This window comes from Burkholderia diffusa (assembly GCF_902499115.1).
In the GTDB taxonomy this organism is placed as follows: Bacteria; Pseudomonadota; Gammaproteobacteria; order Burkholderiales; family Burkholderiaceae; genus Burkholderia; species Burkholderia diffusa.
Window position 1 is genome coordinate 1 of the sequence record NZ_CABVPN010000027.1, and the last position, 11689, is coordinate 11689.

The 11689-nt window shown below is 65.1% G+C and carries 10 protein-coding genes; 4 read left to right on the plus strand and 6 right to left on the minus strand.

All coding sequences use genetic code 11. From position 1 onward, the window contains the following. Window positions 1–318 precede the first annotated feature (318 nt). Together BTE28158_RS24795 and proP are read left to right on the plus strand one after the other, a co-directional pair. Window positions 319–1386, plus strand: a complete 1068-nt coding sequence (locus tag BTE28158_RS24795; RefSeq protein ID WP_151048054.1) for a porin — start codon at window positions 319–321, stop codon at window positions 1384–1386. Window positions 1387–1875: 489 nt separating this feature from the next. Then, complete coding sequence (proP, locus tag BTE28158_RS24800) at window positions 1876–3345, plus strand: glycine betaine/L-proline transporter ProP (protein ID WP_151048053.1); 1470 nt, start codon at window positions 1876–1878, stop codon at window positions 3343–3345. An 82-nt stretch (window positions 3346–3427) separates the two neighbouring features. Here the strand turns inward: proP and BTE28158_RS24805 are convergent, their stop codons facing one another. The 4 genes from BTE28158_RS24805 to BTE28158_RS24820 all read right to left on the minus strand — a co-directional run bounded on the left by BTE28158_RS24805 (window position 3428) and on the right by BTE28158_RS24820 (window position 7567). Continuing rightward, window positions 3428–4252, minus strand: coding sequence for an alpha/beta fold hydrolase (locus BTE28158_RS24805; RefSeq protein WP_151048052.1), 825 nt, complete (start codon window positions 4250–4252; stop codon window positions 3428–3430). Window positions 4253–4648: 396 nt separating this feature from the next. Continuing rightward, complete coding sequence (locus BTE28158_RS24810) at window positions 4649–6001, minus strand: TRAP transporter large permease (RefSeq protein WP_059449222.1); 1353 nt, start codon at window positions 5999–6001, stop codon at window positions 4649–4651. A gap of 4 nt (window positions 6002–6005) precedes the next feature. Then, window positions 6006–6584, minus strand: coding sequence for a TRAP transporter small permease (locus BTE28158_RS24815; RefSeq protein WP_124629435.1), 579 nt, complete (start codon window positions 6582–6584; stop codon window positions 6006–6008). Beyond that, complete coding sequence (locus BTE28158_RS24820) at window positions 6581–7567, minus strand: TRAP transporter substrate-binding protein (RefSeq protein ID WP_059600647.1); 987 nt, start codon at window positions 7565–7567, stop codon at window positions 6581–6583. The genes BTE28158_RS24815 and BTE28158_RS24820 overlap by 4 nt, the downstream gene beginning before the upstream one ends. A gap of 742 nt (window positions 7568–8309) precedes the next feature. Between BTE28158_RS24820 and BTE28158_RS24825 the strand changes: the two genes are divergently transcribed. Further along, window positions 8310–8504: a hypothetical protein gene (locus tag BTE28158_RS24825; protein WP_151048051.1), complete on the plus strand. Its 195-nt coding sequence runs from the start codon at window positions 8310–8312 to the stop codon at window positions 8502–8504. 122 nt (window positions 8505–8626) lie between these two features. On the opposite strand, the gene BTE28158_RS24830 is transcribed toward BTE28158_RS24825, so the two are convergent. Together BTE28158_RS24830 and BTE28158_RS24835 are read right to left on the minus strand one after the other, a co-directional pair. Next, window positions 8627–9307 carry a GntR family transcriptional regulator gene (locus BTE28158_RS24830; RefSeq protein WP_059600652.1) on the minus strand — a complete coding sequence of 227 codons (681 nt, stop codon included), beginning with the start codon at window positions 9305–9307 and terminating at the stop codon, window positions 8627–8629. A 251-nt stretch (window positions 9308–9558) separates the two neighbouring features. Continuing rightward, complete coding sequence (locus BTE28158_RS24835) at window positions 9559–10503, minus strand: DMT family transporter (protein WP_151048050.1); 945 nt, start codon at window positions 10501–10503, stop codon at window positions 9559–9561. Window positions 10504–10733: 230 nt separating this feature from the next. Here BTE28158_RS24835 and BTE28158_RS24840 point away from each other — a divergent pair, with 230 nt between their 5' ends. Next, complete coding sequence (locus BTE28158_RS24840; protein ID WP_059600656.1) at window positions 10734–11657, plus strand: recombination-associated protein RdgC; 924 nt, start codon at window positions 10734–10736, stop codon at window positions 11655–11657. Window positions 11658–11689: the final 32 nt, after the last annotated feature.

Here is an 11689-nt window from a genome sequence, read left to right on the forward strand (position 1 = left end):
GCGCTCGCTCGCGAAGGGCGAGGCGATCACGCAGGACACGTCCACGCTCGAGAACCCCGCGATCCTCGAGCAGCTCGGCCAGTCGCTCTGAATGACGGGGCCGGCATCCGCCGGCCTTACCCAATCTCTTCGACGCACGCGCGTTCGGGCAGCCATCCCCGCCATGAACGCGTCGCATGCGGCCGACACCCGGCCACGCACGTGCGTTCCGCCGCGCCCCATCGTGCGTATGCGGCCCGCGCGCCGGACACCGCTTCGCGGCGGTCCGTCGCATTCCCCGTTCGATGCATCGACGTACAACAACACTGGAGACACCCAATGAAAAACAGAATCGTGATCGGTTGCGCCGCGCTGGCAGGCGCGATGGTCAGCAGCAGCGCCTTCGCACAGAGCAGCGTAACGCTGTATGGCAACCTCGACGCCGCGGTGCTGTACACGAGCAAGACGCTCGACGCCGCCGCCGGCGCGAACGCGGGCCATCAGTTCGCGATGACCGACACCGGCATGACGCCGACGACGTTCGGGATGACCGGCACCGAGGATCTCGGCGGCGGACTCAAGGCGAAATTCCAGCTCGAAAGCGGCTTTGCCGTCACCAACGGCGCGTTCGCCCATTCGAACGGCAACTTCTTCGGCCGCCAGGCGTGGGTCGGGCTCGACGGCGGCTTCGGCACGGTCAAGGCCGGCGTGCAGTACTCGCCATTCCTGCTCGCGATCTTCGATTCGGATCCGCGCAGCTTCTCGCACTTCGGCAGCGGGCTGATCAACTACGTCGACAACGTGCTGGTGACGGGCCTGTTCAACCCGAACGCCGTGTCGTACACCAGCCCGACGATCGCCGGCCTCACCGGCAGCGCGATGTTCGCGTTCGGCGGCAAGGCCGGCGACTTCCAGGCCGGCCGCCAGTATTCGGCGAGCCTCAAGTACGAACATGAGGGCTTCATGATCGACGCCGCGTTCTACGACGGCAACGACGGCACCAACCCGACGCCGACGCCGAGCACCGTCGCGTTCGTCGGGCGCACGATCGGCGCCGCATACCGCTTCGGCCCCGTCACCGCGAAGGCGTCGTTCACGAGCTACAAGGTCGGCGGATCGTTCAGCAACAACGTGTATGGCGGCGGCCTCGATTACCAGGCGACGCCGGCCGTCGACCTGAACGGCGGTGTCTGGTTCACCAGCGATCGCAACGACACGGCCAATCACTCGCTACTCGCGGCCGTCGGCACGACCTACAGCCTGTCGAAGGCAACCGCGCTGTACGCGCAGGTCGCGATGGTCAACAACCATGGTGCGATGAACACCGGGCTCGGGATCAACAACGCGCTTTATGCGGTCACCGGCACGACCGTCGGCGCGAACGTCGGAATCCGCCACATGTTCTGATGCGCAGGAGGCGGTTTCGGTGCCGAATCGCCACCGCCATGCATTCGCAGTCCGAATCATCTCGCGCCGATTTCGGTACGCCAGGACGCGTTCGGATTCGGCGCGATCTCCATCGCGCACGAATCCGTGCCCGACGTATCGCCCATCTCACGCCCGCGCGATCCGCCACGTGCGGCATCCACGCACACCGCAAGATCAGCGTCCGGTATAGACCGCCATCGGCGCGGCCCGGACCGCCGCGCGCCGGACCTGCTGATACGCGGAGTTGCCCGGCTGCGCCATCCGTGTCGTTTTCGACCGGTTTCCGGGCGCATGACCGATAGTCCGCGTTTCCCGTTTCTCTACACTGCTTCACACCAGCACACACCTGCCGGATGTCGCATGACGCGCGCCGCATCACCGACATCACGGCGATCCCGAGACAACCGCCTTCGTCCCCGACGGTTCCGCATCCGCTCGGCCAGCCGAAGGCTCCTCCAGGAGCGTTCTTTGAGTTCATCGCAAGCGCACCCCGCGAAAGCCCGGTCTTCGCGCAAGTCCCTCAAGCTGGACGACATCACGATCGTCGACCCCGCCGTCCTGAAGCGAGCGGTCGGAGCCATGGCGTTCGGCAATGCGATGGAATGGTTCGACTTCGGCGTCTACAGCTATATCGCCGTCACGCTCGGCAAGGTGTTCTTCCCGTCCAGCAACCCGTCCGCGCAGCTGCTCGCGACCTTCGGCACGTTCGCGGCCGCGTTCCTCGTACGTCCGCTCGGCGGCATGGTGTTCGGCCCGCTCGGCGACCGCATCGGCCGCCAGCGCGTGCTCGCCGCCACCATGATCATGATGGCCGTTGGCACCTTCGCGATCGGCCTGATCCCCAGCTACGCGTCGATCGGCATCATGGCGCCGATACTGCTGCTCGTCGCCCGCCTCGTGCAGGGCTTCTCGACCGGCGGCGAATACGGCGGTGCCGCCACCTTCATCGCCGAATTCTCGACCGACAAGCGCCGCGGCTTCATGGGCAGCTTCCTCGAGTTCGGCACGCTGATCGGCTACACGCTCGGCGCGGCCACCGTCGCGATACTGACGGCGACGCTCTCGCAGGAAGCCCTGCTGTCGTGGGGCTGGCGTGTGCCGTTTTTCATCGCCGGTCCGTTGGGCCTCGTCGGCCTGTACATCCGGATCAAGCTCGAGGAGACGCCCGCGTTCAAGAAGGAAGCCGAAGCACGCGAAGCGGACGAACGATCGCGCCCGAAACAGTCGTTCGGCACGCTGCTCGTCGAACAGTGGAAGCCGCTGCTCCAGTGCGTCGGCCTCGTGCTGATCTTCAACGTGACCGACTACATGGCGCTGTCGTATCTGCCCAACTACCTGTCGGCGACGCTGCACTTCAACGAAACGCACGGCCTGTTCATGGTGCTGCTCGTGATGGTGCTGATGATGCCGATGACGCTTTACGCCGGGCATCTATCGGACCGGCTCGGCCGCAAGCCGGTGATGATGTTCGGCTGCGTCGGCCTGCTCGTGCTGTCGGTGCCCGCGCTGCTGCTGATCCGCTCCGGCGGGATGCTGTCGGTGTTCGGCGGAATGATGATCTACGGCACGCTGCTGTCGACCTTCACAGGGGTGATGCCGTCCGCGCTGCCCGCGCTGTTCCCGACGCGGATCCGCTACGGCGCGCTCGCGATCGGCTTCAACGTGTCGGTGTCGCTGTTCGGCGGCACGACGCCGCTCGTCACCGCATGGCTCGTCGATCGCACCGGCGACCTGATGATGCCGGCCTACTACCTGATGGGCGCATCGTTCATCGGCATCGTGTCGGTGCTCGCGCTGCGCGAAACCGCACGGCGGCCGCTGCCCGGCTCCGCGCCGTGTGTCGCGAGCCGCGCGGAAGCGCAAGACCTGATTCGCCGCGGCGTTGACGAGGGACGCGTGCGCGACCGCAAGTTCGAGCCGGTCGGCGAACGCGCGTAATCCAGTCCTGCAGTGATGCAAGCCGTTGCGTCGTCATAGGACGCCGCGCGGCACCCCCTCGCGGGCGCCGCGCATCTGACTGTCAGCCCGCCGCGAGCTGCTGTTCGTCGAACCAGTCGAGCAACGTCCGCGTGACGAACGCGGGATTCTCCAGGTTCGAGATGTGGCCGGCGTCCGGCACCAGCGCATGGCGGCAACCGATCACGCCCGCCATCTTCACCGTCTCCGACGGCGGCCGCGCCATGTCGCCCGCGCCGCACATCAGCAGCGTGCGCTCGGCATCCAGTTCGGCGAGCGCGACGAGCGTATCCGGCCGCCCGAAGATCAGTCGACCGAGCGGAACGATCGACTGCCGCAGCCGGTCGGCCGGAAGGTTCGCGAGCGCGGCGCGAAACGCGGTCGGCACCGGGTCGGCGAGGTTCACGTCCGGCCGGAAGAACAGCGGCACGATCGCATCCAGCAACGGCGGCGCGATACAACCGGCGGCGGCGATCGCGTCGAGCATCCCGAAGTAGCGCAGCCGCGTCGCGTCGGGTTCGGACTCCAGCGACGCATCCATCAGCACGAGCGAGCGCACGCGCTGCGGTTCGCGCAACGCGAGCCGCGCGCCCCACATCCCGCCGACGCTCAGCCCCACGACCGCGCACTGCTCGATCTCCAGCGCATCGAGCAATGCGCTCGCGTGCGCGGCGAGGTCGTCGAGCGTCTCGGTGCCGTCGGGCAGCGGGCCCGACCCACCATGCCCCCACAGGTCCGGCACGATCACGCGATAGCGGCTCGCCAGCGCGTCGATCTGCGGCGCCCACATCGCCGAATCCCACAGGTAGCTGTGTCCGAGCAGCACCGGAAATCCGGTGCCGTGATCCTGGTAATGCAGGGTGCTGCCATGAACGATGTGTGCGGGCATGTCGTCTCCGGATGTCAATGCGATCGGCGGCGGCCCGGAAACGGGCGCCGCGATCCGCGGCGTTCTGCGACGAACGCGAAGCGGCGAATCATCGCACAGCTTGCCCGCGCTGCGTGTGACTGCCGTCGCGCGTCCCGCGACGCATGGCGTCGTGCACTTCCGCCGTGCGACCGGGACGACGCCGGACACCGGAATGTCGAGGCTGTCGCCGTTCGAGACATACCCTTAAGTCGCTGCGTGCGTGAGCGATGCGGCCAGCGCGAACGCGGCGGCCGCGATGGCCCGCCATGCTGTCTTCATGTTGATGTGAATGTGCCATGCGTGAAGCGACCGTTAACGTGTTCGCGGCACCGGACAACCTCGGTCGTCCGGTGCCGCGACGGGCGAAACGCACGATCAGAACACCGCGTGCCCGCTGATGAGACTCGGCAGCCAGGTGGAGAAGAACGGCATGTACGTGACGATGTTGATCGCACTGAAGATCGCGAGGTAATACGGCCACGCCATCTTCGTCGTCTCGCCGATCGACACGTTGCCGATCGCGCAGCCGACGAACTGCACCGAACCGATCGGCGGGTGAACGAGACCGAGCGAGCAGTTCAGCAGCAGCATGATCCCGAACTGCACCGGCCCGACGCCGCACGCCATCGCGATCGGCAGGAACAGCGGCGTCGTGATCAGGATGTGCGCGGCCATGTCGACGAACGTGCCGAGGAACACCTGAATGATGTTGATGTACAGCAGCATCAGCCAGGGCGCTGCGGTCGACTGCTTCAGCAGCCCTTCGATCGCATCCGGAATCTCCAGGTACGACATCTGGAAGCGCAGCATGTTGGACACGGCGATCAGCAGCAGCACGACGCCCGTCGTGCGCGCCGCATGCGACAGCGCGCGACGCAGTTTCTCGACGGTCAGCGTGCGGTACACGATCGCGGTCAGCACGAGCGAATACACGACGGCGATCGCGGCCGCTTCGGTTGCGGTGGCGATCCCCTTCGCGACGCACACGAGGATGATCGCGATCACCATCAGGCCCGGCACCGCGCCGACGAAGCTGCGCAGCACCGCATACCAGCCCGGGAACGCCGGCAGCGCGGACGAACCGTCTTCACGGCGCGGATAGCCGTGACGCACGGCTTGCCAGTACGCGGCGGCGAGCACGAAGCCCATCACCCACAGCACCGGCAGGAGGCCGGAAAACAGCAGGTCGCCGATCGACACGCCGCTCACCTGCTGGCCGTGCAGCATTCCCGTGATCCCCTGTGCGGCGAACGCGTAGATGATCATGTTGGTCGACGTCGGCATCAGCGCGCCGGCGAGCGACGCGTGGGTCGTCACGTTGACCGCGTAGGCCGCGCTGTAGCCTTCGCGCTTCATCAGCGGAATCACCACGCCGCCCATCGCGGACGTATCGGCAGTCGGCGAGCCCGACACGCCGCCGAACAGCGTGCACGCGACGACGTTGGCCATCCCGAGGCCGCCTCGGAAGTGGCCGACGGTTGCCTGCGCGAAACGTAGGATCCGGTCCGCGATGCCGCCGTGCAGCATCAGCTCGCCGGAGAAGATGAAAAACGGCACCGCGAGGAACGAGAACGCGTTCATTCCCGAGATCATCGACTGCATCGCGGTCGCGATCGGGAGCCCTTCGACCATATAGGTCAGCACGCAGGCAATCCCGAGCGCGAACGAAACGGGCACGCCGAGCACGAGGAAAATCAGAAAACTGACGGACAGGATCGCGAGTTCCATGGCGTTATTGGCCCGACGAAGAACGACGAAGCGCGAGCAGGTGCTCGAGCGAGAAGAGGATGATGGCGATCGCCGCGGGAATCGTGATCAGGTAGCGCACGCCCTCGGGCAGCCCGATGATCGGAATGCGATCGCCCATCGTCTCGGCGGCCATGCTGCCGCAGCCGACCATGATCGCGATCGCGAACGCGATCAGGCTCAGGTGCTGGATCGCGATCACCACGGTGCGCGCGCCCGGCGACAGGCGCCTCACGAGCGAGTCGAGGCCGATGTGGCCGCCGTCGCGCACCTTCATCGCCGCACCGAACATCGCGATCACGATCACCAGCAGCAACGCGATCGGCTCGACGAAATCGGGCGCGTTCTCGAACACGTAACGCATCACGACCGCGTAGAACACCAGCACCGTGAGCGCCGCGAGACACAGCGACGCGACCACGGCCAGCGCGCGGAACAGCAGGTCGTTCACGCAACGCAGGAGCGGCGCCGCCGCGCGCGGCCGGCACGGTGCCGCACCGTCCGCGACGGCCGCATCCGGCGAGCCCGCAGCCGCCGCGCCATTCAAGGAAGTGCGACGGGTCACTTGGTTGCCTCGATCTCGTCGACGATCTGCTTCATCTGCGGCGTCTTCTCGTACTTGGCCCACAGCGGCTGCATCGCCTTCACGAATGCCGCGCGATCGATCTGCGCGGCGGGCAGGATCTTCGCGCCGCCCTTCGTCACCGTCTGCTGCGCCAATGCCTCGCGCGCGGTCCACAGCTTCTGGTAGTACGGCACCGAATCGGCCGCGGCCTTCCTGATCGCGGCCTGTTCCTGCGGCGACAGCGTGTCCCAGATCTTCTTCGAGAACACCAGCACTTCCGGCGTCATCGCGTGCTGCGTCTCCGAGTAGTCGGGCGCCACCTCGAAGTGCTTGGTTTCCTCGTACGACGGCAGGTTGTTTTCCGCCGCGTCGACGAGGCCCGTCTTCAGGCCCGTGTAGACCTCGGCGAACGGCATCGGCGTCGGCGTGCCGCCCATCGCCCTGATCTCGTCGACCATCAGGTCGGACGGTTGCACGCGCACCTTCAGCCCCTTCATGTCGGCGGGCGTGCGCACCGGGCGCTTCGCGTAGATCGAGCGCGCGCCGCTCTCGTAGAACGTCAGCGCGATCATCCCCTTCGCCGCGAACGCGTCGAGGATCTTCTGGCCGGCCGGGCCGTACATCGCCTTGCGGAAATGGTCGACGTCGCGGAACAGGAACGGGAACGACGGGATCAGCGACTCCGGCACGATCTCGTTGAACGACGCGCCGTTCACGCGCGCCATGTCGATCGCGCCGATCCGCACCTGGTCGACCGTGTCCTTCTCGGAGCCGAGCGCACTGTTGCCGAACACCTTGATCGAGTCCTTGCCGCCCGTCAGCTTCGACAGCTCGTCGCCCATGTACTTGACCGCCATGTTGGTCGGGAAGCTGTCGCCGTGCACGTCCGCCGAGCGGAACACGCGGGCCTGCGCGGACACCGCGAAGCCGGCCATCAGCGCGACGGCCAGTGCGGTACGGGAGCGGGTGAATCGGTGCTTCATCGTCAGTCTCCTTGCTGGTTGCTCGTTGTTTGGCGGCGATCCGCTCGGCATCCGCATGCATCGATGCACGGCCTTCGCGGATTCGCAGTCATACGTTGTATGACGTGTCGGAGCGAATGTACGTCGGTTAATCGTTTAACTCGATTGGTGCATACCCTATAACGGGCTCTGTAGCGGGCTTGCGGCGGGAGATGGGAAAAAGTCGCCTCAACTCGGTGGACGACCTGCAAAACGTTTTCCGGAAACAGGTCTGCATTTGAATCGGCACGATGTTGAATCGCTTTCGCGAGACCGGACGCCGGCTTTCGCTTCTATTTCATTTGTCATAGGATGACTGACTACTGCGCGCCCGCAGCCGCACGACGCCAAGCCAGGACGATCAATCGGCCGTGAACCTCACGCTGCACAACGTGAACCTGTCGGTTTGAGCGTCGACCGCGAACCGCGTCGTCGTGAACGGCGAGGCAACGCGCAATATGCGTCCGGCCAACGTGGTCGAGTTCGTCGACTTCCTCCGGCATCGGACCAGTCAAACCCATTCGGCTCGACGTGGGCGCCGCCGTTGTAATGATGATGCGATGACGCTATTCCCCGCCCTCACGCGGGAATGGCGTCATCGGGCCCGGTGCGCCCGTCGTTGCGCGCTTCCGGCATGCGGGCCGGCGCCTGCGCGCGTGTACACGCCGCGGGCACGCGCGATGCGTGCTTGCGGCGACATCGGAAATGCGAATGGAGGTGTGCGATGCAGACGACCAGAACGTCGGCCGGTCCGAATCAGGACACGCCGCTGAATCCGGGCGACGAAGGGCCACCCGATGCGCCGGGCGTGGGCGAGGACCTGTGCGGCGTGTGCCGCGGCACGGGCATGGTCGAAGGACAGCCATGTATGGTGTGCGGCGGAACGGGCAAGGTGCTGCAGGGTATTGGCGGCGGATAGGCGAACGACACGCATGCAGGCCGGTTGCCGCGATGCCCGGACGGGCCGCGCCTCACATGCGACGCCTCGGCACCGGAATCTGCCGCAACGCGGTGTTCGCAGCGTCCTGGCCGGACGCGCTCTCAACGACCGAGGCGTCGATCCCGCAGGAACGCGTTCAGCTCGCCGCCCGCATGCTCGATATGCCGCTTGAGCAGCGATGCCGCCGTGCGCGCGTCGCCCTTGCGGCACAACGCGACCAGTTCGGCGTGTTCGGATTCGGCCACGTCACGCGCGGCCTCGGACAGCGACAACTGCACGCGCGTGTAGCGGTCGGTCTGCTGCAGCAGCGACGCGACGATCGCCGCCGTCTTCGGCTGGTCGGCCCGCGACAACAACACCTGATGCAGCTCGGTGTTCAGTTCGCCCCAGCGCCCGGACTGGCTCGCATGCAGCACTTCGCTGTATTCCTCGAGGATCGCATCGAGCCGCGCGAAATCCTCGGCGGTCAGCTTCGGAATCGACTTCTTCAGCAGCACGGGCTCCAGCAGCGCGCGCAGTTCGAACAATTCGGTGATGTCTTCCGGGGACAGTTCCGAGACGATCGCCCCCTTGTGGGGCAGGATCTTGACGAGCCCCTCGCTCTCGAGCTGCACGAGCGCTTCCCTCAGCGGAATCCGGCTGATGCCGAGCTCGGTCGCCAGCGCATCCTGGCGAAGCTGATAGCCGTCGACATACTCCCCTGTCAGGATACGGCGGCGCAATTCGTTCGCCGCGGCTTCGGCGCGCGTGGCGTAGACAAGAGGAGGGCGTTTCTCGTTCATGTTCGGACTGGGGAAGGCGGTCAGGCAGATGTCGGCGCGGCGGCGGATATTGCATATTTTCTACAATATTAGCAGAGGGCCCGCGCCGTCGAGCCGCCGCCGCATGGGGCTTCATGCTGTCGCGCCCTGCGTTCGGCCGCCTGCGTATGTCGCTTGCCATCCCGAAGCGGTCACCCACGCGATGTGCCCTTGAGCGACCGGTTCCGGATCGGAAGCAGCCGCTCAACAATGCTGCGCATCTCCAGCACGACTTACCTGGAAATCCGGTTCGACTGTGCTGCCGGTGAATGCAAGACTTTCAACGCTATAACGACTCCGCAAACGATGGCGCCGATGCCGAATGCCTCGTCGAACGTAGGCCACCGATGACTTGCCACGAGCCCGAACGACGTCGCGAATACCGTCTCGGTCACGATAAGCTGACCTGCAAGCCCGATTGGCAGCTTCTTCGATGCTATCGTCCACGCCCACGAACCACCAATCGACCCTACTGCGGCCAGAACAAGTGAACTCGCCAGAACAAGTCCGAATGACGACCACTGGATGCCAAGTCTGGTGATATTCAGCAGCGACAGCGGTGCAGCGATTGGAATAAAGAGCGCAATCTCCAGCGCGCCACCGATCATCATCATCGCCGTCCACTTCCTCGGGTCCATCCCCGGGCGCTTTCTTAGCGCGTTTCGATTGGATAGGGCGAAGGCGGTCCACAGCGATACTGCGCCAAACGAGATTGCGATGCCAGCGATGACTCGAGTCGACAGGCCATCAAGCGCCTCCATCAGCCCGGACGAGTTGACCATCATCAAGCCCAACGTGATGAAGCCCAGAGGGATACTCAGAACTCTCCACGATGTGGCCTGAGCGCCCTGATTCCCAACGATGGCAAGCACCACGGGTACAGTCGCGACAATCGCTGGCGGGACAATCGGCCCGGCGAAGCGTACGGCTGACATGATCGTCACGAAATAGCCTACATACCCGACGAGGCCTAGCCATGCCGCGACCAGCCAGTCGACTAAGGTCGCGTGCGACCCGCGATCCTTCACGGCGATGAACAGAACAGCGCCCAATATTCCCGAAAGCAGAAATCGCGTAACAGCCAGGTCGTAAATGGAGTATGGACCGATCACGTAAGGCGCAACAAAATTGAGCGACCAGGAGAATGCCGCGAAAACGGCAGCAAACACACCCATCATAGACCGCGCCTGCATTCTCAGCTCCCGGAGTCAACGTAATCAGGTTAGCGGGTGCAGCGCCGTCGACCTTCCGAAAACAGCCTTGTTCTTACCCCGGAACGACAAGTTTTATGACGCCAACCCGGTAATAAGCGGCCCTCGGTGCGGCCGCTCACTGGAAAACGTCAGCGACTCTTGATGGCCGGTAAACTTCACCGTCATATAGAATGATGCGCTTTGCCCGCACGCCTATGTGGTTCAAGAATCTTCAGCTTCATCGTCTTCCGGCACCGTGGGCCGTTACCCCCGATCAGATGGAAGAATGGCTGGCGCCCCACGCGTTTCAGCCGGGCACCAGCGTCGAGATGCAGCGCTTCGGATGGGCGTCGCCGCGTGACGACGGCGCGCTTGTGTATTCGATCAACCGGCAGATGCTGCTGATGTTTCGTGCCGAAAAGAAACTGCTCCCGGCCTCGGTCGTCAATCAGGTGACCAAGGCCCGGGCGCTTGAAGTCGAGGAGCAGCAGGGCTTCAAGGTCGGGCGAAAACAGCTGCGCGAACTCAAGGAGCAGGTGACGGACGAACTGCTGCCGCGCGCGTTCACCATTCGCCGCGATACCCGCGTGTGGATCGATACGGTGAACGGCTGGCTCGTTATCGATGCGGCTGCACAGGCTCTTGCCGACGACGTCCGCGGCCTGCTCGTCAAATCGATCGATCAATTGCCGCTCGCCGGCGTTCAAGTGGCGCTTTCGCCGGTCGCCGCGATGACGGATTGGCTGCTGTCCGGTGACGCGCCGGGCGGGTTCACCGTGGACCAGGACGCCGAGTTGCGCTCGAGCGGCGAAGGCGGGGCCACGGTGCGATACGTCGGCCACGCGCTGGAAGCGAACGACATGCGCCGGCACATCGAGGCCGGCAAACAATGCATGCGCCTCGCCATGACCTGGGATGACCGAATCTCCTTCGTGCTGACACCGTCGCTGACGATCAAGCGCGTCACGCCGCTCGACGTGATCAAGGAAGCGACGGATCCCACCGCGCAGAACGACGACGAACGCTTCGACTCGGACGTCACGCTGATGACGGGTGAATTGGCGCGGATGTTGACCGATCTGGTCGATATCCTGGGTGGTGAGCGGCACGACGCGATTCATCAGGCGGCAGCAGCCTGAGTCTCGCCGGCTGTCAAGGATCATCGCCCTGC